We start from the raw sequence: 23,158 nt of genomic DNA, 5'->3' as shown, positions 1-23,158 counted from the left end.
AGACGTTCAGTGTTCCCTAGAGGTATCGAATTCCCAATATATACGCCCCACATGTGTGGGGAGTGACCAGCATGCTTCTCGAAGAGACGACCGACGCGTATCTCGAACTCCTCGCAGAGCGCGGGCCGCTCGACCTTAGTGAGGCGATTGCCCTCGCCGAGGAGCAGTTCTGAGAGTTTCAGCCAAGACCCGAGTTAGTGGCTGTTGGGCGAGGCATCGAAAAAGGTCTCAGTTAGGCTCTCTCGACGCCTACAACTCCCGCGATGACAACCAGCGCAGGAGAACAGTCAGCCCAGACCGATACGCAGATGCGCGCCGTCGTAGCGACGAAGTACGGTTCACCTGACGTCCTTCGGGTCGAATCGGTAGCGAAGCCGACACCCGACGATGACGAAGTTCTCGTACGGATTCGAGCGACTATAGTCGGACCACCAGACTCGGCCGCTCGTGAAGGGTCTCCCTTCCTTATTCGGTTCTTTAACGGTCTCAGGCGGCCGAACGGGGTACCCGGCGACGTGTTCGCTGGCGAAATCGAAGCAGTCGGAAGGAACGTCGCCCGGTTCGCACCCGGCGACGACGTGTTCGGAACGGCCGCTCCCGGAAGTGGCGCACACGCCGAGTATCTGTGCCTGCCCGAAGACGGAGCCATCGCCATCATGCCGTCGAACCTCACGTACGACGAGGCCGCGGCGGTCTGTGACGGGGGGCTGACAGCGATGGAGTTTCTCACTGCCCACGCGGACCTCCGAGCGGGCGACTCCATCCTCATCAACGGCGCGTCCGGAGCAGTCGGGACGGCGGCCGTACAACTTGCGAGCGCGTTCGACGCACGAGTCACTGGAGTGTGTAGCACCGCGAACGTCGAACTCGTCCGGTCACTCGGCGCGGGGACGGTCATCGACTACACAGAAACGGACTTCACGACGACCGACGCGAGGTACGACGTTATCTTCGACGCCGTCGGAAAACGTTCGTACGATGCGTGTCGAGAGTCGCTCGCTACCGGTGGTCGCTATCTGACGACTGTCCTCTCGGTACGGATTCTTCTCCAGATGGTGCGGACTCGCCTCTTCGGAACGAAGCGGGCCATCTTTGCGGCCACTGGACTCGCCTCGACGGACACGAAACGTGCACATCTCGTCGTGCTGCGAGACCTCGTCGAGTCGGGTGCGTTTCGCCCAGTGCTCGACCGCGAGTACGCACTCGCCGATATCGCCGAGGCACACCGGTACGTCGATACCGGCCACAAGACGGGGAGCGTCGTCGTGACGACATAGCTCAGTACGCGCTCACTGCGCAGATTCAATACCGACGCTGTGTATTGATGACGTACCACATGACATGTTCGAAGCAGAAATTCATCTCCAACAACACAAACCCTGCATCCTGACGGACGTCGCAGCGGAGTTCGACGCGTCGTTCGAAATAGCAATCGAGGAGTTGCACAACCACCAAGTCACGTTCGTCATCGAATTCGACAACGCCACGGACCCGATATTCGAGTTCATGCGTGACTCTGCACAGGTTAGCCACGTCGAGCGACTGACCGAGGACACGTTTCTCGTCACGAAAGAGTCGTGTGGTGCGTACGACGCCATCGACCGGAATCACGGCATCATCCGACGGAAGAGCCAAATCTCACGCGAACGTCGCGTGTACACCGTACTCCTGTTTCGGCGCGAAGATTTACGCGAGATGATACTGGAGTTCAAGCGCATCGGTCATCCGACACTGGGGTCGATAAAAGCGTTCGAAGCGCCGTCGTCCGAACTGACGCCGCGGCAACGCGAGGTTATCGGGGTCGCCCTCGAACAGGGCTACTTCGAATGGCCACGACGCCACACCGCCGAGGAGATAGCGTTCTCGTTGGATATCGACCACTCCACGTTTCTCGAACACGTCCGAAAAGCACAGCAAAAACTCCTCTCGAAGGCGCTCTCGGACTGACGGGGCTAGCGATTCGTAAACGAGAGGTCAGTCGATGAACGAAGGCCGTGCTAACACGCGCACCCTGCGGAGTCCGGCGACCGTTCGAACTCCATCTCGTCGCCACACGCTGGGCACAGAGGAGTGCCATCGCCCTCGTTCTCGACGTCACGGATTCGCTCCCCACAGTCGTGACACCAATACGCTCCTTTCGAACGTTCGCCCGCGTCCGACGTCGGCGGGGATTGTCGGAGCGCGTCTTTGATATCACCGATAAGACCCATATTTAATCAGTCTCGGTTCGCCGTGATAAAGCTACTCAGTGACACACCCCGCGGCGGAGCAGGGCACTCCGTCCAGTGATAGACGGGATGGAATCAGGAATAAGTGAAATTATTTAGATTATTTAAATAATTTGGATAATTCAGTTTCGGTTCGTGTGGATGGGTGGGATAGACAATCCAACAAAACAACGATGTTGAGACTATTTTTGAATCAGAATCGTACGTATTGATAATTTTTGGGAGTGTTTATGCCATCATGTGTGCTTAGGAATACATGGACGAACACAACGGGAAGTACATTACTCGCACGGACGACCACCTGTCGGTCCCACACGGCTGAGATAATGCAACAGGATTCTCCCAAGGAAGATCGATTGTGGGCGCTCGTGCTCGGACTCCTCCTCGTCACGATGCCGGCGATAACGCTGGTGACCGCCTACGCAGTGTTGATAGTGACCCAAAATGTGATTCTCGACCGGCTAACGCTGGTCGAACTCGTCGAGTTGTACGTCGTCGAATTGGTCGCCTTCGCCGTGTTCAGTTACGCCCTCTTCCGACTCGCGCGTTTCGCGTGGGACCGCCACGATGCGACGTTCGACCGAACAGCGACGACCGATGGGGAAAGGACACAGGCCGTCGATTCAGTCGAGAAGGATGGAAGCTGATGAGCCTGCCGAACCAATCTTCGGTTGACGGACCGGAGGGTGCAAAACGGACAGACCAAGCACGCAGTGGTGCGCCCTCGGGTGGAAAGGCAGTCGGTGACCGATTTTCCACGGACGAAATCTTCCAGCGCGTCGTCGCAACCGCCGACGAGGAAGTAGACTCCGTGACGATGAAGTTGTACTTGAGCGGTCTCGCCGCGGGGTTCGCCATCACCCTGACGTTCTTCCTGTACGCGACGCTGAGAGCGGCGTTGCCGAACGATACGACGGGGCTTTTCACCCCGCTGCTCTATCCGCTCGGGTTCGTCTACATCATCATGGGACGGTACCAACTCTACACGGAGAACACGCTGACACCGGTCACCCTCGTACTGACTCGCGTCGCCAGTATCCCAGCACTGCTCCGTGTCTGGGTGAGCGTCCTCGCCGGAAATTTCTCTGGTGCACTCATCGGGACGTTCGTGCTCGCACACACGGGCGTGTTCTCAGTCGCCGCCTCGGGTGCTGCGGTGAACATCGGATTGGAAGGCATCCAGACGCCGTGGTGGGACCTCGTGTTCAAGGCGATGTTCGCAGGGTGGCTCGTCGCCGGACTCGTGTGGATGGAACACGCGGTTCGAGACTCCGTCTCCCGCGTGGTGCTCATCTACCTCGTCATCTACGCGATACCCGCGACGGGTCTCTACCACATCGTCGTCAGTTCGGCAGACGTGTTCTACCTCGTCTTCACGGGCAACGTCGCAGTGGCGACCGGGCTGTGGGAGTTCGTCGTCCCCGTACTCCTCGGAAACACCATCGGTGGCGTCTTCCTCGTGACGCTCATCAACTACGGGCAGACGGCGAATCGCTTTCCCGAGGGAGAAGGCCCACGAACCCGCCTCAGCATCTCGGACTGGCTGTTCAGTCTGCGTGTGAGCAAGCCGAAGGAGTAGTCCACTCGTGGCAAACCCACGTCTTTCCGAACGGTGGACGCCGGGGAACACTTACTATTCGACCAAACTCCAACTCGAAACGTGACTACTAATAGAAAATTTCGCAACTCGGTTTACCCACGTCGTCCATGAGCGAAATCCAGACAGAAATCGACGGCGTCCTCGACGAACTCGAAGATGAGTACGCCAGCGAACACGGCATCGGTATCACCGTCATCCTCGCCGTCTCCCGAGGCAGTCACGCGTGGGGACTGGACGGTCCCGAGAGCGATTACGACGTCGGCGTCGTCTACGCACCTCTCGACCTCCGGCACTACGCCCACCTCGGGACGCGGGAGTCGTCGATTTCGCGCGAGTTCGACGGCGACCACGATATCGAAGTCCAAGGGTGGGACGTGACGAAGTTCGCCGAACTCCTCGCCGAGTCGAACGAGCAAGCCATCGATACGCTCCGAAGCCCCATCGTCTATCGAGGGTACTTCGACCGACGGCCGCTCTGGGAGTACATCCGCGAGTCGTACAGTCCAATCGAGTTGTATCACACCTACCGGGCAATCGCCAAGAACAACTATCGGAAGTATCTCTCTCACCACCTCGTCGATGGCAAGAACGACACCTATCCAATCGTTCGGGTGGACGACGACGGGAACTACCTCGTTCGCAACCGAGACACTGGCGAGGAAGTGTGGATTGCTCCAGACGACGAGCGCTACACCGAGACGCAGGTCCGCCAGACGGTCAAACGCAACCTCATCGTCGCCAGCAACGCGATGTACGCTGAGTACCTTCGAATCACCGGTGAGCGCGGAGAACACACGCTTCCGAACGTCGATTTCCCGACCTTCCTCGACGAACAAGCCCCCGACGTCTTCGACGACGCGTTGGTCGAAACCGTCGCCGAACTCGTCGAACTGAAGCGAACAGGCAGAGGGAGTGACGTCGTCGGCGACCTCGTCGGATACGACTTCGCCCACCGTCCGAAAGTGATAGACCCGAGTGTGCACGCGATACGACGTCCCGACCCAAGCCGTCTCAACGAGTTCATCGACAGCATGTTCGACGCAGCGGGACCCGTCTCACAGTGAGTGTCGAAACCTGCCTCTGGTGGACCTCATCGGTGAGCAAGAAGGAGTTCGAACGAGACGACCGAACGCGAATCAGTCCCAGAGGTCGTACATGTCGTCGCGGACGCCATCGGTGTACTGCTGGCCGCCGTAGACGACGCCGACGTCGGACTCGTCTGCCGCCTCTTCGACTGTGGCGACGACTGTCGCGTCGATACCCTCCGCTTCGAGCGCTGCGAGTGTCGCATCGGCTTCGTCGCCCGGAACCGTCGCCAGTAGCGCACCCGACCCGAGAATCCGGAGCGGGTCTACTCCCATCGACGCACACAGCGTGCGCGTCTCGGGGCGGACGGGAACGTCGCCTTCGTCCAGTTCGATACGGACGCCCGAGGCACACGCGAGTTCGACGAGTCCGTTGAGGACGCCACCCTCCGTCGGGTCGTGCATCGCGGTTGCGACGGGAGCCAGAACCGCGGATTCGGGAAGGACACTGATGTCGTCGAAGAACCCTGTCGCGCGGTCGAGCGTCTCCGAACTGACGCCGGCGTTCTCGATTTCGTCGCGGAAATCCGTGGCGAGGACGGCCGTCCCCTCGATGCCCGCGCCCTTCGTGAGAATCACCGCATCGTCCGGTTCGGCGCTCGATGTCGGGACGTAGCGGTCTGTCGGACCCATGCAGGTGAGCGAGAGCAGTGGGCGGGCGAGACCGGCGACCGTCTCGGTGTGGCCGCCGACGATGGAGATACCCAACCGCTCGGCTTCGGCGTCGAGCTGGGCGGTGATATCGTCGAGTAGTTCGGTATCCGGGTCGGGTAAGAGGATGGTGCTGACGAGCCATTCGGGGCGGCCACCGCACGCGGCGACGTCGTTGCTTGCGATAGCGATACCGAGCGTTCCGATTCGTTCGGCCGCCAGCGATATCGGGTCGGTACTGACGACCAACGTCGTGTCACCCACCTCGACGGCCGCGGCGTCTTCGCCGTAGCCGGCGCCGACGAGCAAGCCGTCGTTCGTCGCGCCCGTCCGCGAGAAGATGTAGCGGTCGAGGTCCGCGGGCGAGAGTTTGCTCATGACTACGTTGACGAAGAGGGCGCTTTTGTGCCTTCCCGTCGAAGCCGATTCCCTACTGCTAAGCCACTTCCCGCGGTACGGGGACCTATGTTGATGACACCCGGCCCGACGGCCGTACCGCCGCGGGTCCGCGACCGGTTGAGCGACCCGATGCCGAATCCCGACGTCGAACAGGAGTTCTTCGACACCTACGACGACGTCTGTGAGAAACTCCAGCGCGTCTACGACACCGACGACGAAGTCATCGTCATGGGCGGCGAGGGAATCCTCGGTCTCGAAGCGGCCATCGCCTCGACGGTCGCACCCGGCGACGAGGTGCTCTGTGTCTCGAACGGTCTCTACGGCGACGGCTTCGCCGACTTCGTGGAAAACTACGGCGGCGAGGCGACCCTCGTCGGTGCCGACTACACCGACGCGCTCGATATCGAAGGCGTCGAGGCGGCGCTCGAAGACGGCGACTACAAGGCCGCGACGATGGTCCACTGCGAGACGCCGACGGGGACGCTCAACGACATCGCGCCGGTGCTCGAACGCCTCGCCGAGCACGACGTGCTGACCATCGTGGACGCCGTCTCCTCGCTCGGCGGGACGCCCGTTCCTAGCGAGCACATCGACATCAACCTCGGGGCCTCGCAGAAAGCGTTCAGTTCGCCGCCGGGACTGACGACGATGGCCGTCAGCGACCGCGCGTGGGAAGTCGCCGAAGCGCGCGACTCGAAGTCGCTCTACACGAACATCTTGCCGTGGCGAGACACCAGCGAGATGTTCCCCTACACGCACCTCGTTGCGAACGTCGCCGCGCTCGACGAGTCGCTGACGATGCTCGTCGAAGAAGGAATCGAGTCGGTCTACGAACGCCACGAGGAGGCCGCGGCCTACTGCCGCGAGCGCGGCGCTGAGTTAGGTCTCGACCTCTATCCAGACGCCGAACGAAGCGCGCCGACGGTGACGGCGTTTCACGTCCCGGGTGAAGCGAAGACCATCCAACAGGAGCTCGAATCAGAGCACGATATCGTCCTCTCGACGGGGCTGGCCGACCTCGCCGACGACATCCTCAGAGTGGGCCACATGGGCTACAACGCGGATATCGAGAAGGTCGAGCGCGTGATGGATTCGTTGGCGTCGGTGCTCGACTAGTCTGCTTGAAAGGTATCGAACACACTATCGTCTTTCGTGTTCGCGGCAATCCATCGCGGACACTCACCGAGGTCGGTGACTTCTTCCAGTACACTCGTCCCAGACCCGTCTTTCGAATCCCACGCCCAGTCCTCGTGCAGTCGAAGTCGGCCGTCGTCCAGCCGTTCGATTCGGTCGATGGAGTGGCCGGTCGCCGTATCGCCATCGACGGTGACGTGCGTGTATCGGAAATCGAGCGAGTCTCCCAGATGGAGTCCGACGAGGTGGCCCAATCGCACGGTTCCGCCCTGGTATCGGGCGTGAACGAGGTCGCCGGTCTGGTCGAATTCGAAGTACGTCTCGCCGCCGACGTCGCCGTCCGAATCGTTCGATATCGACTCGAACACGCGTCCGTCGAGCGAGTCGTCGTCTCGTGGTCCCGTCATCGTTCGTTGCTCCGAGAGTGAGAATAAATCAGTTTGCGTGCCGAAACTCCAGTTGCTCGGCGACGGTCATCAGTGCGATGCCGGGAGTAGCGTTCCGACGTGTAGGACGTACACGCCTCGACTCCACAGCAGGTTCGAACTCCACCTGGCGTGCCCACTCTGGGCACGCTCGCGGAGCAAGCCAGCGGACGTATCTGTCCACAAACCTGACAACAAGCCTATAGCTATTCGCGTTGACCATATGCTGTCTTCATGGGAGTCGTACAATCTTCCACTCAACTACCGGTGACGACGGACATCATCGTCGTCCTCGCAGTCGTCCTCGCAGCGTTGGTGATGTTCGTCAGCGAGTGGTTGCCGGTCGATGTGACGGCGATACTCCTGATGGTGACGTTGATCGTACTGGAGCCGTGGACCACTATCTCACCGGAGGAGGGAATCTCTGGGTTCGCCAACGAGGCGACGGTCACCGTCCTTGCGATGCTCATCTTGAGTGCTGGAATCAGTCGCACGGGTATCGTTCAACAACTCAGCCATCGGATGGCGTCGTTCGCACAAGGGGACATCCGAAAACAACTCCTCGCCACGGTCGGTGTGACGAGTTCGGCGTCGGGGTTTCTCAACAACACCCCCGTCGTCGCGCTCTTGGTCCCCGTCATCACCGACGTCGCCAACCGAGGGAACACGTCGCCGTCGAAACTGCTCATCCCGCTCTCGTACGCCTCTCAGTTAGGCGGCACGCTCACGCTTATCGGTACCTCGACAAACATCCTCGCCAGCGACGTGAGTGTCCGACTGAGCGCCCGATATCCGGAGCTTCACGCCTTTTCGATGTTCGAGTTCACGAAGCTCGGTGCCCTCGTCGTGCTCGCCGGAGGGGCGTATCTCGTCTTCGTGGGCCACTACCTGCTTCCGGAACGAGTCCCACCACGACAAGACTACATCGAGGAGTACGACGTCGAGACCTACCTCGCAGACCTCATCGTCACCCGTGGCTCCACACTGGTGGGCCGGTCTATCGCGGACGCAACCGCGCAACTCGGCCCAGAAGTGGATATCGTCCAACTCGTCAAGCAGACGGGGCGGTCTATCGCACCGAGACAGGCAGAGCGCCTCGAAGTCGGGGATACCCTCGTCGTTCGAACGAATCGAAGCGCAGTCACGCAGGGAACGGTCGCCACCAACCTCGAACTCGTCGGACGCGACCCTACCGTGGATGCGATGCAGTCTGCCGAACGTGAGACCCTCGTCGAACTCGTCGTCGCACTCAACTCTCGCCTCGTTGGCCAAGAATTAGACCTCGAAGCGTTCCGAGAGAGCTACGGTGCGGCGGTCCTCGGACTTCGCAGTGGTGGCGAACAGATTTCCGGGCGAATCGTCGGACGGAAGCTCACAGTCGGCGATACGCTCCTCGTCGAGGCCGACGCCGAAACGATAGACCAGCTGTCGCGGAACCCGGACGTCATCGTCGCCCGTGAACCACCGAACCCGTCCTATCGAACGGAGAAAGCGCCGTTCGCCATCGCAATCATGGCGACCGTCGTCGGACTCGCGGCGCTCGAAATCTACCCCATTCTCGTGACTGCGCTCGCGGGCGTCGTGGCGATGGTCGTCTCCGGCGTGCTCGAACCGAACGAGTTGTACGACGCGGTCGAGTGGGACATCATCTTCCTGCTCGCGGGGGTGATTCCACTCGGCATCGCACTAGAGGAGACCGGTGCGGCGACGCTCCTCGCACTCGGACTCGTCGAACTCTCACGCGGGCTTCCTCTCGTCCTCGTCCTCTGGTTGTTCTACATCACTACGGGACTCATCACGGAGGTCATCTCGAACAACGCGAGCGTCGTCTTGCTCATCCCGGTCGCGGCCGCAACAGCGAGCCAACTCGGCTCGAACCCGTTTTCGTTCGTGCTCGCGGTGATGTTCGCGGCGAGTACGGCGTTTCTCGGCCCAATCGGCTACCAGACGAACCTGTTCGTCTACGGCCCGGGGGGCTACCGATTCGGCGACTACTTCCGAGTCGGAGCACCGCTCCAACTACTGCTCTCGGTCGTCACCGTCGGCGGTATCACGTTCTTCTGGGGCGTGTGAGACCACGCCGATGACTCGCTCGACTCGTCACGAGCGGGGTCAGGAGTCGGAGTCGAGTTCGACTCGCTCGTGAATCGGCCCTGCACGACGGCTGAGGTGTTGTGGCTCTCGGTCGTGGGCGACGGCGAGCAACTCGGCGACGATGCTGTACGCGATTTGGTACGGTGAGTCGCCACCGAGGCTCAATCCGATGGGCGTGTAGATTCGCGCTCGCTCGTCGTCGGTGAGGACGCGGTCCTCCTCGGCGAAGGCTTCGAGCATCTCCCCGAACCGCTCGTGTGGGCCCATCAAGCCGATGTACTCGACTGGGGTTTCGAGGAGTCGTTCGAGCGTCAATCGGTCGTCGAGGAAGTTGTGTGACATGACGACCGCGAGAGTGTCTTCGTCCCACGCACGGAGGTCTGCAACGTCCCGTGGCGATGTCGAGAGGACTTCGTCGGCCCGTGGGAAGCGCTCGGTGTCGGCTTGCCCACCGCGGAACGACACCACCGTGACGCGGAAATCGACGAGTTTGGCGAGTTCGACGACCGGCGTCACATCGACTCCGGAGCCGAAGATGACGAGTTCGGTCGAAGGGCGAATTCCATCGACGAACACCGAGAGGTCGCCCTCCGCTGTCTCGACCGGTATCGTCTCGGCTTTCCCGCGTTCGACGAGTTCGGTCGTCGCCGGTGCGAGTTCGTCGAGAACGTCGTCCGGGATTCCCGCGCTATCGACCCACTGGCCCGACTCGAACCGCGCTCGACTGCCAAATGCGGCCGCAGTCTCGCTTTCGACGACGGTTACGACACCGACCGGGTTGCCTGCACGTCTCGCATCCAGGACCGGCCGATAGGACTCGTCGAGTGGTTCGACGAAGACGGTTATCACCCCGTTACACCCGACGCCGTAGCCCCACACCTCGTCGTCGCCGGTGAGGTCCCACGTCTCGATACGCGGTTCGCCGTCTTCCAACGCGTCCATCGCAACGTCGCGGACCTCGTCTTCGAGACACCCGGCGGTCACGCTGCCGACGTCGTCTTCGTCGGGTCGGATGAGCATCTTCGCACCCGGTCGGCGGTAGGCGCTTCCCTCGACGGCGGTCACCGTCGCCAAGACGGCCGGTGACCCGTCGTCGAGTGCTGTTCGTATCGTATCGAATATATCGGTCTCTGGGAGACTCCATGCGGTCGTACTCATGAGTGGTGTGTCGGTCGTTCAGTCGGTCGTCGGTCTGTGCGTGCAGTTCGGCGAGTATCGAACTCGTAGCCGATTCGGCCACCGACGCCGTAGCGACGGAGTTGGCGTGCCAATTCAGCGACATCGTCGGGGGTGTCGAACGCGAACAGGCCATCGAGGTACGGAAGCGATGCGGCGATTCCCCGGGCGGTCGGTTCGTACGACGCATCTGCTGCAAGGGGATTCAACCACAGCGTCCGGTTTGCAGTGCGTGCCAGCCACGAGAGTTCGCGTTCGAGTGTCCGAACGTCGCCCATCTCCAACCCGTCGCTCACGACGAACACGACGGTGTGTCGGTCCACTGCCTCGGGCGCACGCTGGTGGAACTGCGCGAGCGACTCGCCGATTTTCGTGCCACCGCCCCACGCTGTTTCGGCGGCTTCGAGTGCACCGAGCGCCTCGCTCGTCGATGGCGCGTCGAAGGAGTCGGTCACCTCTCGAAGGGCTTCGTCGAAGAAGAACACGCGACAGTGACGCCACTCGTGACACGCACGCCAGAGGAACGCCACGAGGAAGTTCCGGTCCACGGCGTCGAGGACGGACTTACTCACGTCCACGAGTACGACGGCACGAATCGCCGTTCGTTGCCGTTCTCGCTTCGGGAGCGAGAGGACGGTCCCACCGGTGCTCACGCTCGTTCGGAGTGCCCGACGAACGTCGGCCGAGTCGTCGCCCATCGTGAACCGTCGGCCACGGAGACCACCGAGCGCCCGTGTCAACTCACGGAACGCCGGGCCGAGACCCGTCGTCTTGACTGGGAATCCAGAAACCGTCTCTGGACTCCCAGACGGGCTGTATGTCGCCGCCCGTGCGACGTCGTTCGACGAGTCGTCTGGCAGGGAGAGGGCGCTGTCGAACGAGTCGAGGACGGTTCGTCGCACGCTCTTTTCGTCACTCTCTTCGTCGTCGGGGGGCGTTTCTGCACGTTCGTCAGCACCTGCTTCCGCGAACGGTGCGAGGGTGCCTTCGGGAGCGGTCGGGGCGCTCCCGTCGTCTACGGCTTCCTGCACCGAGACCAACCGGTCCCAGAACGTCTCGAACAGGCGTTCGAATATCGAGAAGTCGTCGTGCGTCGTGATGAGACTCGACCGGAGCGCGGTTCGAACGCGAGACTTATCGTGAACCCCCACCACGGCGAGTGCCCGAGCGGCGGTCGTCCCAGCGTTCGCAGGCACCGATGCTCCGGCACGCCGGAGTGCCCGTGCGAACCTGACGACTTCTATTCGGACGTGGCTGTCGAGTTCGGCAGCGTCGAACGCCCTCGCGTGGTCGAACGATTCGGTCACGGCTCACCTCCCGTCTCGTGTGCCGTCTCGACGAGTTCACTGAGCAGGTCGTCGTCAACGCGTTCGACGTCTTCGACCTCTTTGAGTAAACAGCCGAGCGTGTTCCGAACCATCGGAACCGATAGCTCGCCGTCGCCACTCGCCCTGAGCGCCGCCACTGCACGCGCCCAGTCAATCGTTTCGGCCGCTCCCGGCGGTTTTCGCAACGGCTCTTCTCGAAGTCGTGCGACGATAGCGCAGAGTCCCTCGGCGACGACGCCGTCCAACTCCGGCACTTTTCGATGGAGAATTTCGACTTCCTTCTCGAACGACGGTGGCGTGACGTGGAGGTACAGACAGCGTCGTTTCAGCGCATCGCTCAACGCTCTCGTGCGATTCGACGTGACGACGACGACCGGGGGTTGGGTGGCGGAGACGGTCCCGAGTTCTGGGACGGAGACTTGGAAGTCCGAGAGCACCTCCAAGAGCAACGCCTCGAACTCGTCGTCGGCGCGGTCTACTTCGTCTACGAGGAGCACTGGCGGCCGGTCACCCTCGCCTCGAAGCGCACGCAAGAGCGGGCGTTCCAAGAGGTACTCTTCGGAGAAGACCGAGGAGTCCACGTCGTCGCCCGATTGGACCGCGAGGAGCTGTTTCGTGTAGTTCCACTCGTAGAGCGCGTGCTCCGCGGTCAACCCCTCGTAACACTGGAGACGAATCAGCTCGGAACCGAACCCCGCGGCGAGGACTTTTGCGAGTTCAGTCTTCCCCGCGCCGGGTTCACCCTCGACTAAGAGCGGCTTCCCTAACAGGAGCGCGAGAAAGACCGTCGTGACGATTTCGTCTTCGGCGACGTACGCTTCGGCATCGAACACCGCTCGGATGTCCGCTTCGGTCAGCGCATCGAACGGCTTCGTGGGCCAGTTCTTCATTATCGTTCGTGTTTAGTTCTTGGAGTAGACCGCGAATACAGTTGTCGGGGCCAGCGAGACCGCGCTGGCCTGTTTCTCTGCGAGATGGGATGGGTTAGTCGGCTGCCGCGGGCGCGGCGAGTTCGTCACGCACGCCTTGTAGTGCCCGCTTGGTGTACACCTCGACGAGCCGGGCGCGGAAGTCCGCCGACGCCTGCAGGTCGTCCATCAGCATCGACGTGTCGAGGTCGTCCGTCGCGTGCTCGGCCGCCGCCTCGATGGTGTCGTCGGTGAGTTCTTCGCCGACCAGCGCGTCCTCGACGGCTTCGAGGCGGACGCCGTGGTCAACGACGCCGTTGGCACCCACGCGGGCGGATTCGACGGTATCGCCGTCCATCGTGAGGAGTGCGGCGACGCCTACCATCGCGTAGCCCGACGAGGGACTCGCCTTCTTCGCGTACGTTCCAATCGACCCGGCCGCGGACGGAATCTCGATTCGCGTGAGGAGTTCGTCCGGGCCGACGTCGGTGGCGTACATGCCGAAGAAGAACTCGTCGGCGGGAATCGAACGCTCGCCGTCCGGTCCGTGGACGACGAGTGTCGCATCCGAGACGAGCGCGGCGGCGGGGAGGTCGGAGGCGGGGTCGGCGTGGGCGAGGTTGCCCCCGACCGTCCCGCGGTTTCTGACCTGTCTGTCGCCGACGTGTTCGACCGCGGCGGTGAACGCCGGTGCGTGCTCGTGTGCGGCGGCCGCATCGAGCAACTCGCTGTATCTCGTCATCGCGCCGATAGCGAGCGTGTCGCCCTCGACGGAGACGCCGTGCAAGTCGTCGATTTCGCCGATGCCGATGAGCACGTCCGGACTCGACAGCCCGGTCTTCATCGCCGGCAGGAGACTGTGGCCGCCGGCGAGTAACTCCGTCTCTTCGGTCGAGTGCTCGCCGAGGAGTTCGATCGCCTCCTCGACCGTCTCTGCTTCGTAGAAGTCGAATTCGTCTGGATACATCACACGTCACCTCCGTTCGATTCGTCGGTCTCCGGTGCTGTGCCGCTTCCGTCGGCCGTTGCCTGCCCGTTCACGGCCGTCCAGACGCGCTCGGGCGTCACCGGCATCTCTACCGATTCGACGCCGAACGGCTCCAGCGCGTCCGTTATCGCGTTCACGACCGCCTGCGGCGCGGCGATGGTTCCGGCCTCGCCGACGCCTTTCACGCCGAGCGGGTTGTGCGGACTCGGCGTCACGGTGGAAGCCGTCTCCAACTCGGGGATGTGAATCGACTTCGGAACGGTGTAATCCTGCATCGACCCGGTCAGGAGTTGGGCGTTCTCGTCGTAGACCGCACCCTCGTAGAGGGCTTGACCGATGCCCTGCGCGACGCCGCCGTGAATCTGGCCTTCGACGATTTTCGGGTTTATCTGGTTGCCGACGTCGTCCACGGCGACGTATCGTTCGAACTCGACTTCGCCCGATTCGGGGTCCACCTCGACGATTGCGACGTGGGTGCCGAACGGGAAGACGAAGTTGTCGGGGTCGTAGAAAGACGTGGCTTCCAACCCGGGTTCCATCCCTTCGGGGATGTTGTGTGCTAAGTAGGACTGCTGGGCGACTGCCTGAATGCCAATCGACCGGTCCGGAGCACCCGAGACGTGGAACTCGCCGCCTTCGAACTCGATGTCCGCCGGGTCGGCCTCTAACTGGTGGGCGGCGATTTGTCGCGCCTTCTCGACGAGTTTCTGCGAACTCATGACCAGCGCGCTGCCGCCGACGGCGGCGGACCGAGAGCCGTAGGTTCCCATCCCCTGCGGGATTTCGTCGGTGTCGCCCTCGACGACGTCCACGTCTTCGTAGTCGATGCCGAGTTCGTTGGCGACGATTTGGGCGTACGTCGTCTCGTGACCTTGGCCGTGACCGGAGGTCCCACAGTAGGCGGTCACCGTCCCCGACGGTTGGAATCGAACCAGACTCGACTCCCACAACCCGGCCTGTGCGCCGAGTTGACCGGCGAGTTCGGACGGGGCGAGTCCACAGGCTTCGATGTAACACGAGAAGCCGATACCGAGGTACCGCCCCTCGTCGCGGGCGCGCTCTTGGCGCTCTCTGAAGTCCGTGTACTCGACCAGTTCGAGCGCCTTGTCGAGCGTCTTCTCGTAGTCGCCGCTGTCGTAGACGACCGCGACCTGCGTCTCGTACGGGAAGTCGTCGTTGTTGACGAAGTTCTTACGCCGGAACTCCGCGGTGTCCATGCCGACCTCCTTCGCACCGAGCGAAATCAGCCGTTCGACGACGAAGGATGCTTCGGGGCGACCTGCACCGCGGTAGGCATCGACCGGCGGGACGTTCGTGAACGCGCCTCTCACCGAGCAGTGAATGGCCGGGATGTCGTACTGCCCGGACAGCAGCGTCCCGTAGAGGTACGTCGGCACCGACGGCGCGAACGTCGAGAGGTACGCACCGAGGTTCGCTCGCGTGTTCACGCGCAGGCCGGTGATGCGGCCGTCGTCGTCAAGCGCGAGTTCGGCTTCGGTGAGGTGGCCGCGACCCGGCGTGTCGGTCTTGTACGTCTCGGTTCGCGTCGCGGTCCACTTGACCGGTCGGCCGAGTTGTTTCGCCGCCCACGCGACGAGCGCCTCGTCGGCGTAGTGGTGAATCTTCGAGCCGAACCCGCCACCGACTTCGGGAGCCTTCACGCGGAGTTTGTGTTCCGGGTGGCCGATGACGCCCGACATGAGCAGTCGGTGAAGGTGGGGGTTCTGCGTCGTCATGAACACCTCCAGTTCGTCCGTACCGGAGTTGTACGTCGCCACCGCGGCCCGCGGCTCCATCGCGTTCGGGATGAGCAGCTGGTTCTCGCACTCGAAGTGGACGGTGTGGGCCGCCGAATCGAACGCGTCGTCGGTCTTCTGCTGGTCGCCGATTTCCCAGTCGAACGCGACGTTGCCCTCGGCGTCGTCGTGAATCTGCGGCGCGCCGTCTTCGAGGGCGTCACCGGGGTTCACGACTGCGTCGAGTCGTTCGTACTCGACGTCGATTTCGGCGAGCGCGTCGTGGGCGATGTACCTGCTCTCGGCGACGACGACGGCGACGCCGTCGCCCTGATACCGGACCCGTTCGTTCGCCAGAATCGGGTGCGGTACCTGCTTGAGCGTGTCGAGCAACCACCCGACCGGGAGACTGAACGACCCGCCGCCGGAGGCGACTAAGTCGTCGTACGTGTAGACGGCGATGACGCCGTCCATCGCCTCCGCGTCGCTGGTGTCGATGTCGTCGATCTTCGCGTGGCCGTACTGACTGCGAAGGATGGCCATGTGGGCCATGTTCTTCAGTTGGATATCGTCGGTGTACTCCGCGGTTCCCGTGATGAGTGCGGGGTCCTCTCGACGCTCGATGGCCGACCCGAGGATGTCGGCGGCGTCCACCTCGTCGGGGCGGACCGAACGGACGCCGTTCATCGCTCGTCACCTCCTACAGTCTCATCCGCTTCCGCAGTCTCGTCGGGCCAGCGGACGTTTCCACCGTCTGCGACGGGGCTGGCGGCCATCGCGTCGGCGGCGTTCTCGACGGCGTTGACGATGTTCTGATAGCCGGTACACCGACAGAGGTTCCCTTCGAGACTTTCTCGAATCTCCTCCCGCGTCGGGTTCGGGTTCTCTTCGAGGAACTCGGTCGCCGTCATCATCATGCCGGGCGTGCAGTACCCGCACTGGAGACCGTGTTCCTCTTGGAAGCCGGTCTGAATCGGGTGGAACTCGCCGCTCTCGGCGAGTCCTTCGACCGTCTTGAGAGCCGTTCCGTCGGCCTGTACTGCGAGCATCGTACACGACTTCACCGCGTCGCCGTCGAGGTGAACCGTGCACGCACCGCAGAGACCGCTTTCACACCCGATGTTCGTTCCCGTATAGCCGAGTTCGTCACGGAGGGCGTGAACCAAGAGGGTGCGCGATTCGACCGTTAGTTCGTGTGCTGTACCGTTGACCGTGAGTGTGATTTCGTGTTCTGCCATGGGCGTTAGTTGTTGTTCGAGTCGCTCGCCGAACGGCCGAGCACCTTGTCGATGAGACCTCGGTCGTCCTCGTTCGCATCCGATACCGTGAGGGCGTCACCGCTCTCCTGTCGCTCGTGGAGTCTGTCCTGAACCGACGAGAAGAACCGCTTGACCACGCGATTCGCAACGGGGTTGACGACCCGTTGGCCCATCTGGGCTATCTTGCCGAACACGTCGGCCTGCGTCTCCCACTCGACGGCGACGCCGTCTGCCGTCTCTGAGAGCACCATCCCCGACGACAGTTCGAACGAACTGTTGCTCGAAGCGCCCTCGCCGACGGCGGACATCTCGGGATACTCCCGGTGTTCTATCGTCACTACCGTCTCGAACGTCGGATTCACCGGGCCGACGCGTATCTGCATCAGCGCCGCGTAGTGACCGCCTTCTTCGAACGCACGTTCGGCGATAGCCTCCGGGTCGCCGGTGAGTTCGGCTTCCCGGTCGGCAGTCTCCTCGCGTAGCGCATCGAAATCGACGTTCGTGTCGTCTACTCGGACGAGGAACTGACACCCCGGAAGCGACTGTTCGATGAGAACCGGGTCCGAGAGGGCGAGCCACACCTCGTCAACAGACGTTTCTTCGAGTTCGAATGTTCCGCTGAATTCCATTGTATCATCCACCGACGTGTGACAGCACGCCACATGTGAACATCTTACTCAGTAAATATAATGGTTTGCAATATCCGGTTTTTGAAGCTATTAGTAACCAAGTATGATTAACATAAAATGTAGAATTAACCACACGATTGAACACTAGATGTCGTTCTCGTCGCGGGACTGGGGCTCAAATTGTTACACTACTGAGAAGTTTTGGGGCGGTCACCCCGCCCCCTGAGCGACAGGAGAACTCCGAGCGCGACGACTACGCTCCGAGTACGTGAACCGCACTCGGTGGGACCGTCCCGTGAACGGTGTCACCCGGTTCGAGGCCGAGTGATTCGAACACGTCTGAGCGAACTGTCGCCGAGAGCGAGGGACCGCCATCCCCGACAGCGAGCACGACTCTGTACTCGTCGCCTTCGTTCATGAATCGCCGGACGGTTCCGGTGAAGAACCTCCCGGTGTCGTCGGAATCGATTGCGGCGTGGAGGTCGATGCGCGACGGTCTGATGCACACGGTGACAGTCTCGCCGACGGCAACCTCACCTGCCGTCTCGAATCGAAGCGATGCAGCGCCGAGTTTGACCGAAAACGAGTCGGGGCTCGTGTCGAACACGGTGGTCTCGAACACGTTTTCGGTTCCCGTGAACTGCGCGACGAACGTCGTCTTCGGCCGGTTCAGAATCTCCGATGGCGTGCCAATCTGTTCGAGCGCCCCGTCTCTGAGGATGGCGATTCGGTCGCCGAGGGCCGTCGCAGCGCGCTGGTCGTGCGTGACGTAGATGACGGGAATTTCGAGCGACTGAAACAGGTCGTGGAGTTCGTCTCTGAGGCGGCGTCGGATAGGCGTATCGAGACTCGAAAGCGGTTCGTCGAGTAACAGGAGTTCCGGGTCGGCCGCGAGGGTTCGAGCGAGCGCGACACGCTGCTTCTCGCCGCCGGAGAGCGCCGCCGGTCGGCGGTCGAGGAGTGCCTCGATTTCGAACAGTTCTGCGAGTTCGGTGACGCGGTCAGGACTCGTCGCCGCGTATTCGATGTTCGCTCGTGCGGTCATGTGCGGGAACAGCGCCCCGTCTTGGAACACCAACCCGATGCGTCGGGCGTCGAGAGGTCGGTCCACGATAGACTGCCCGTTGAGGACGATAGACCCCGAATCGGGACGGACGATTCCCGCAATCGCGCCGAGGAGCGTCGTCTTTCCACACCCGGAGGGACCGAGCACCGAGAGCACTTCGTCCTCGACGGTGAGCGAGAGCGGACCGAGTTCGAACTCGCCGTACGATTTCCGAACGTCGGTCAACTCCAACGTCATGTCCACGGATTCGACCCAATCGTATTGAGCACGGCGAGGACGAGCACGGAGATGCACACGAGGATGATGGCGACGGGGTAGGCGTTGTCCAGCCCGAGCGAGATGAACGAGACCCAGATTTGAACGGGGAGCGTGCGCGGGTAGTACGCCATCATCATCGTCGCGCCGAACTCACCCATGGCGCGGGCGAACGCGAGGGTCACACCGGCGAGGATGCCCGGTCCTGCGAGCGGCAACGTCACCTTTCGCAGGGTCGTCGCGCGGCTCTTCCCGAGGGACTGTGAGGCGTATTCGAGCGTCTTATCCACACCCTCGAAGGCGGCTTTCGCCGTGACGACGACGAACGGAGAGGCGACGAACGTCTGTGCCAGGACCGTGCCGGCGAGCGAGCGAGTGAGCGGTAGCCCGGCGGCGCTCGCAAGCCCCCCGATGAACGTGTTCGGCCCGAACACCGTGAGCAACACCACACCACCGACTGTCGGCGGCAGGACTAACGGGAGGACGACCAGTGCGAGCGCGATGCTCTTCCACGGCGTGTCAGCCCGAGCGAGCCAATAGGCGAGCGGGAGACCGAACGCGGCGGCGATGAGCGTGCTCAACGTCGCCGAGACGAGCGACGTCGCGGCCGCGTTCACGACCGTCGAGTCGCCCAGGCTACTGGCGATTGCAGTCGGTGGGACCGACGCGAAGAGCGACACCATGGGGACGACGTAGTAACACAGGAGCAACACGCCCAGCAGAAGCGAGAGCGTGAGCCAGTCGAACTGTCGTGCGAATCCGGTGTGGTCGGTTGTGCGGGTTGCCATGGGTGGTCAGTGGAGGAGTGTGATATCGGAGAGCTTCGACTCCAGCGGTTCGTACCTATCGGTGTCGGTCGCTTCGAGAACCGCTTCGGGTACGTCGCCCGTGTATGCGGGGAACGATTCGCGCAGCAGGAACCCGGACTCTTCGAGATACGACCCGGTCGTGTGGCGAGCGAACACCCGCAGTGCGGCCTCGCTCATCTTCCGGATGGTCGAGCCGTAACTGATGAGTCCGCCGTGGATTGTTCGGTCGCTCGGCAGCGTGTAGGACGCCGTCGTGTACCAGTCCGCTTCGAAGGCCGGGTTACTGAGGTTGAGTTCGTCGGGCAGCGTGACGTAGTCGTAGCCGCGTTCGACCGCCATGTTCCGATACAGGACGGCGGCGTCGATGCTGCCGATTTCGAACTGGCTCGTCAGCGCCGTCTCCGGGTAGATTTGGTCTCGGCTGAGGATTCGCTCGCCGAGGTTTGGCACGTCGTAGTACCGAGCGGCGAGTTCGAGCACGAACAGCGTTCGATAGCCGAGGGGGTCCTGGTTCGGGTCGGTTCGGCCGAGGCGAACGTCGCCGGAGAGGAGCGGTTCGTACCACCCATCCGTGCCCGCGTCGGCGATTCGCTGGCCGCCGTCAGAGTCGGGGTTGTAGCCGAGTACGAGCGCGTTGCTCGTGAACTCCGAGTACCACGGCGGGGACAGCGGAGCGTCGAACAGCGCAGTGTCGGCGACGGTCACGATATCCGGGTCGCGCTTTCCCTCAGCGATGAGCCGAGCGACGGTCGCAGAGCCGTGTGCCTCGATTTCGATTGGGACGTCGATCGCGGGCTTCAAATCCTGTTCTAGGGCGTGTTGGAGACTCCCGGCAGCGAGAATGGCGACTTCCATCGATCGACCCTCGTCGCGTCCGTTCGCGGGGTGGTCACCGGAACGTTGGTCAGGGGAACGACCCGCAGAACCTTCGCGGCCGACTGCGCCACGCCCGAGACAGCCCGCTGTTCCGAGGAGACTCGTCGCACCGAGTCCTCGGAGGAACGTGCGTCGAGTGGGGCGTGGCCGCTGAGTCACCATACATGGAAGTAGTGTATTTGAGAAAAAAGTTTAACTCAAACGAATCTGTTTTAGTTTCATGGTTTCGACCGATGCGACGGTGCTCACCGAACGGCAAGTAGAGGTGCTCGAACTCCGTGAGAAGGGGTTTACGCAACGAGAAGTCGCAGAGAGGTTGGGGACGACAGACTCGAACGTGAGCGCCGTCGAACGGGCCGCCGCCGAGAACATCGAGAAGGCGCGGCAAACACTGGAACTCGTTCGAATGCTCAAGTCGCCGGTCCGCTTTACTATCGAGGCGGGAACGTCGTTCGATACGTTGGTCGATACGGTGTACGACTACGGCGACGAGACGGGGACGAAAATCCAGTACTGCCGGCCCGAGTTGTACACGCACCTCTTCGGTGTCCTCAGGTCGGAGACGACGCAGAACAAGTTAGACAGAGACGTCGAAGTCGGTCTCTCGAACGATGGAGAGGTAGAAGTCCACGTAGACGGAATCGAGTAGAGCACCCGTCGCTGTTCGGCGGTGAGACAGCGAGTTCGAGTACCCGTCGTCTTTACACGCCTCGGTGGTGTGTGATGGCACATGACAAATAAGAAGACGTACGCCTCTCTCGACTCGGGGCGGGGAATCAATTACTGGCGGCATGCGCCACCCCTCCGCGCCGAGGCCCGTCGAGTCTATCCCGACCACGAATTCGAATGGGCAACGCCACGGCTCGAATCGTTCGGCGAACTCGTCGGGGACGTCATCGCCGACAACGCCGACACCATCGACGAACACGGGCCGATACTCCACACCTACGACGAGTATGGCGACGTTCGCAACGAAGTCGAATACCATCCCGCACAGAAAGAGAACGAACGTCTCGTCTACGAGTCAGGTATCGTCGCGGACGCGTTCGGTCCCCCCGCAGACCGCGATGAACCCGTCGGCCTGATTCACACGCTGACGATGCAGTTGTTACTCTCGTACGTCGATACCGGTCTCGTCTGCCCGGTGTCGATGACCGCGGGCGCGGCGCTCGTCTTACGGAACCACGACAGCGACGATTCGCTCGACGATTACTTCTCGGCACTCACCAGTCGCTCGTACGACTCGCTCGCCGAGGGAGCGATGTTCCTGACCGAAGAACAGGGCGGGAGCGACGTCGGTGCGAACGAGACGATTGCGGAACCAGTCGATTCAGACTCGTCGCCGGGTGATTCCAGAACGTACGAACTGACCGGCGAGAAGTGGTTCTGTAGCAACATCGACGCCGAGGGAACGCTCGCGCTCGCACGCCGACCGGACGCTCCGTCGGGAACCCGAGGGCTATCGCTGTTTCTCGTCCCCCACGAGACCAGAGACGGGAGACTCAACGACCAACGCTACCGCCGACTGAAGGACAAACTCGGGACGATTAGCGTGCCGACCGGCGAAGTCGAGTTCCACGGCGCCGAGGCGTACCTCGTCGGCGAACCGGAACGCGGGTTCAAGTACATGGCGACGATGCTCAACTGGGAGCGAATCACGAACGCCGTCGGCGCAGTGGGAATCATGGGTCGCTGTCTCGTTGAGAGCAAGGTGAAAGCGGCAACTCGGGAGGCGTTCGGCGAGGCGATTCAGGAGTACCCGCTGATGAGACGCGACCTCTTCGAGATGGCGGTGGATTTCGATGCGGCGCTCACGTTCGCCATGGAGGCGGGCAAGTGGCTCGACCGCTACGAACGCGACCACGACGACCGCGACGCGTATCGCCTGATGCGTGTGTTGGCACCGGTCGCAAAGTACCGGACGGCGCGGATGGCAGTCGAGACGGCGTCCTACGCCATGGAGATTCAAGGCGGAAACGGCTACGTCAGAGATTTCGTCACCCACAGACTCTACCGCGACGCGCAGGTGTTACCCATCTGGGAGGGAACGTCGAACATCCTCTCGTTAGACCTCCTCCGGACGTTCGAGAAGGAAGCAGCGCACGAGGTGCTGTTCGCTCACGTCGAGTCACTGCTCTCCGGTATCGACCACCCGGTTCTCGACGAGCTGTCGTCGCTCGTCGCCGACGAGTGCGACTCGCTCAAAGACGCGTTCGCTACGCTGGTGACCGCAGACGACGAGTACGCCCAGTACGAGGCGAAGGTGCTCGCGGAGTACGTCTTCGACGTTGTGACGGCGAGTCTGTTGCTCTCGAACGCCCAGCGCGAGGTTGACGACGCTGGAGACGCACGAAGCGTAATCGTCGCAAAGCACTTCATCGAGTCCGCGTTCGGGACCAGCGATGCTCGCGGCATTCTCGACGGCGAGGCGCTCGCGCTGGAGTACTTCGACACCGTCGTCTATTACGACCGACTGGACCCGGCGTCAGTGACAGCACGATGGACGTGAGGT

21 protein-coding genes and 1 pseudogene are annotated in these 23,158 nt (G+C 62.2%); 9 read left to right on the top strand and 13 right to left on the bottom strand.

The window, feature by feature from the left end:
* Positions 1–263: 263 nt before the first annotated feature.
* The 5 genes from ACFQJC_RS06230 to ACFQJC_RS06210 all read left to right on the top strand — a co-directional run bounded on the left by ACFQJC_RS06230 (position 264) and on the right by ACFQJC_RS06210 (position 4,892).
* Entirely contained in the window at positions 264–1,277 is a 1,014-nt protein-coding gene (locus ACFQJC_RS06230) for an NAD(P)-dependent alcohol dehydrogenase (protein ID WP_390222419.1), read from the top strand.
* 64 nt (positions 1,278–1,341) lie between these two features.
* Positions 1,342–1,947, top strand: a complete 606-nt coding sequence (locus tag ACFQJC_RS06225; protein ID WP_390222418.1) for a helix-turn-helix domain-containing protein — start codon at positions 1,342–1,344, stop codon at positions 1,945–1,947.
* Positions 1,948–2,554: 607 nt separating this feature from the next.
* Complete coding sequence (locus ACFQJC_RS06220; protein ID WP_390222417.1) at positions 2,555–2,875, top strand: hypothetical protein; 321 nt, start codon at positions 2,555–2,557, stop codon at positions 2,873–2,875.
* The gene (locus ACFQJC_RS06215; RefSeq protein ID WP_390222416.1) at positions 2,875–3,807 is read left to right on the top strand and encodes a formate/nitrite transporter family protein; all 933 of its coding nucleotides are present in this window, start codon (positions 2,875–2,877) and stop codon (positions 3,805–3,807) included. Before ACFQJC_RS06220 ends, ACFQJC_RS06215 begins: the two co-directional genes overlap by 1 nt.
* Before the next feature lie 128 nt (positions 3,808–3,935).
* Positions 3,936–4,892: a nucleotidyltransferase domain-containing protein gene (locus ACFQJC_RS06210; RefSeq protein WP_390222415.1), complete on the top strand. Its 957-nt coding sequence runs from the start codon at positions 3,936–3,938 to the stop codon at positions 4,890–4,892.
* A gap of 72 nt (positions 4,893–4,964) precedes the next feature.
* On the opposite strand, the gene ACFQJC_RS06205 is transcribed toward ACFQJC_RS06210, so the two are convergent.
* On the bottom strand, positions 4,965–5,942 hold the full coding sequence (locus ACFQJC_RS06205) for an AIR synthase family protein (RefSeq protein ID WP_390222414.1): 978 nt from the start codon (positions 5,940–5,942) through the stop codon (positions 4,965–4,967).
* An 87-nt stretch (positions 5,943–6,029) separates the two neighbouring features.
* Here ACFQJC_RS06205 and ACFQJC_RS06200 point away from each other — a divergent pair, with 87 nt between their 5' ends.
* Entirely contained in the window at positions 6,030–7,079 is a 1,050-nt protein-coding gene (locus tag ACFQJC_RS06200; RefSeq protein WP_390222413.1) for a pyridoxal-phosphate-dependent aminotransferase family protein, read from the top strand.
* Here the strand turns inward: ACFQJC_RS06200 and ACFQJC_RS06195 are convergent.
* Positions 7,076–7,504 (bottom strand): avidin-fold protein, encoded by a 429-nt coding sequence (locus ACFQJC_RS06195; protein WP_390222412.1) that lies wholly within the window; start codon positions 7,502–7,504, stop codon positions 7,076–7,078. The two genes, ACFQJC_RS06200 and ACFQJC_RS06195, sit on opposite strands and share 4 nt — an antisense overlap.
* A gap of 252 nt (positions 7,505–7,756) precedes the next feature.
* Here ACFQJC_RS06195 and ACFQJC_RS06190 point away from each other — a divergent pair, with 252 nt between their 5' ends.
* A complete protein-coding gene (locus ACFQJC_RS06190) occupies positions 7,757–9,595 on the top strand; it encodes an SLC13 family permease (RefSeq protein ID WP_390222411.1) in 1,839 nt (612 codons plus the stop codon).
* A gap of 39 nt (positions 9,596–9,634) precedes the next feature.
* Here the strand turns inward: ACFQJC_RS06190 and ACFQJC_RS06185 are convergent, their stop codons facing one another.
* The 11 genes and pseudogenes from ACFQJC_RS06185 to ACFQJC_RS06140 all read right to left on the bottom strand — a co-directional run bounded on the left by ACFQJC_RS06185 (position 9,635) and on the right by ACFQJC_RS06140 (position 20,805).
* Positions 9,635–10,774 carry an XdhC family protein gene (locus tag ACFQJC_RS06185; protein ID WP_390222410.1) on the bottom strand — a complete coding sequence of 380 codons (1,140 nt, stop codon included), beginning with the start codon at positions 10,772–10,774 and terminating at the stop codon, positions 9,635–9,637.
* On the bottom strand, positions 10,771–12,099 hold the full coding sequence (locus tag ACFQJC_RS06180; RefSeq protein WP_390222409.1) for a VWA domain-containing protein: 1,329 nt from the start codon (positions 12,097–12,099) through the stop codon (positions 10,771–10,773). The genes ACFQJC_RS06185 and ACFQJC_RS06180 overlap by 4 nt, the downstream gene beginning before the upstream one ends.
* Entirely contained in the window at positions 12,096–13,010 is a 915-nt protein-coding gene (locus ACFQJC_RS06175; RefSeq protein WP_390222408.1) for an AAA family ATPase, read from the bottom strand. The genes ACFQJC_RS06180 and ACFQJC_RS06175 overlap by 4 nt, the downstream gene beginning before the upstream one ends.
* A 94-nt stretch (positions 13,011–13,104) precedes the next feature.
* On the bottom strand, positions 13,105–13,995 hold the full coding sequence (locus ACFQJC_RS06170) for an FAD binding domain-containing protein (protein WP_390222407.1): 891 nt from the start codon (positions 13,993–13,995) through the stop codon (positions 13,105–13,107).
* Positions 13,995–16,439: a xanthine dehydrogenase family protein molybdopterin-binding subunit gene (locus ACFQJC_RS06165; RefSeq protein WP_390222406.1), complete on the bottom strand. Its 2,445-nt coding sequence runs from the start codon at positions 16,437–16,439 to the stop codon at positions 13,995–13,997. The genes ACFQJC_RS06170 and ACFQJC_RS06165 overlap by 1 nt, the downstream gene beginning before the upstream one ends.
* The gene (locus tag ACFQJC_RS06160; RefSeq protein WP_390222405.1) at positions 16,436–16,990 is read right to left on the bottom strand and encodes a (2Fe-2S)-binding protein; all 555 of its coding nucleotides are present in this window, start codon (positions 16,988–16,990) and stop codon (positions 16,436–16,438) included. Before ACFQJC_RS06160 ends, ACFQJC_RS06165 begins: the two co-directional genes overlap by 4 nt.
* A 5-nt stretch (positions 16,991–16,995) precedes the next feature.
* On the bottom strand, positions 16,996–17,640 hold the full coding sequence (locus ACFQJC_RS06155; protein ID WP_390222404.1) for a CoxG family protein: 645 nt from the start codon (positions 17,638–17,640) through the stop codon (positions 16,996–16,998).
* 253 nt (positions 17,641–17,893) lie between these two features.
* A complete protein-coding gene (locus tag ACFQJC_RS18225; protein WP_417376873.1) occupies positions 17,894–18,148 on the bottom strand; it encodes a TOBE domain-containing protein in 255 nt (84 codons plus the stop codon).
* 332 nt (positions 18,149–18,480) lie between these two features.
* Positions 18,481–18,943: pseudogene (locus ACFQJC_RS18220) on the bottom strand (ATP-binding cassette domain-containing protein); the annotation flags it as partial.
* Complete coding sequence (locus tag ACFQJC_RS06145) at positions 18,940–19,749, bottom strand: ABC transporter permease (protein WP_390222402.1); 810 nt, start codon at positions 19,747–19,749, stop codon at positions 18,940–18,942. The gene ACFQJC_RS06145 and the pseudogene ACFQJC_RS18220, both read right to left, overlap by 4 nt.
* A gap of 6 nt (positions 19,750–19,755) precedes the next feature.
* The gene (locus tag ACFQJC_RS06140) at positions 19,756–20,805 is read right to left on the bottom strand and encodes an extracellular solute-binding protein (RefSeq protein WP_390222401.1); all 1,050 of its coding nucleotides are present in this window, start codon (positions 20,803–20,805) and stop codon (positions 19,756–19,758) included.
* Between the two features lie 61 nt (positions 20,806–20,866).
* On the opposite strand from ACFQJC_RS06140, the gene ACFQJC_RS06135 reads away from it, so the two are divergent.
* Together ACFQJC_RS06135 and ACFQJC_RS06130 are read left to right on the top strand one after the other, a co-directional pair.
* A complete protein-coding gene (locus ACFQJC_RS06135) occupies positions 20,867–21,295 on the top strand; it encodes a Tfx family DNA-binding protein (protein WP_390222400.1) in 429 nt (142 codons plus the stop codon).
* An 81-nt stretch (positions 21,296–21,376) separates the two neighbouring features.
* Positions 21,377–23,155 (top strand): acyl-CoA dehydrogenase family protein, encoded by a 1,779-nt coding sequence (locus ACFQJC_RS06130; protein WP_390222399.1) that lies wholly within the window; start codon positions 21,377–21,379, stop codon positions 23,153–23,155.
* The last annotated feature ends 3 nt before the right edge of the window (positions 23,156–23,158 follow it).

Origin of the sequence: Haloferax namakaokahaiae, assembly GCF_042663225.1 — an archaeon.
Classification (GTDB): domain Archaea; phylum Halobacteriota; class Halobacteria; order Halobacteriales; family Haloferacaceae; genus Haloferax; species Haloferax namakaokahaiae.
The sequence above is the reverse complement of the archived record's forward strand: the minus strand, read 5'-3'. Positions and strand labels throughout refer to the sequence as shown.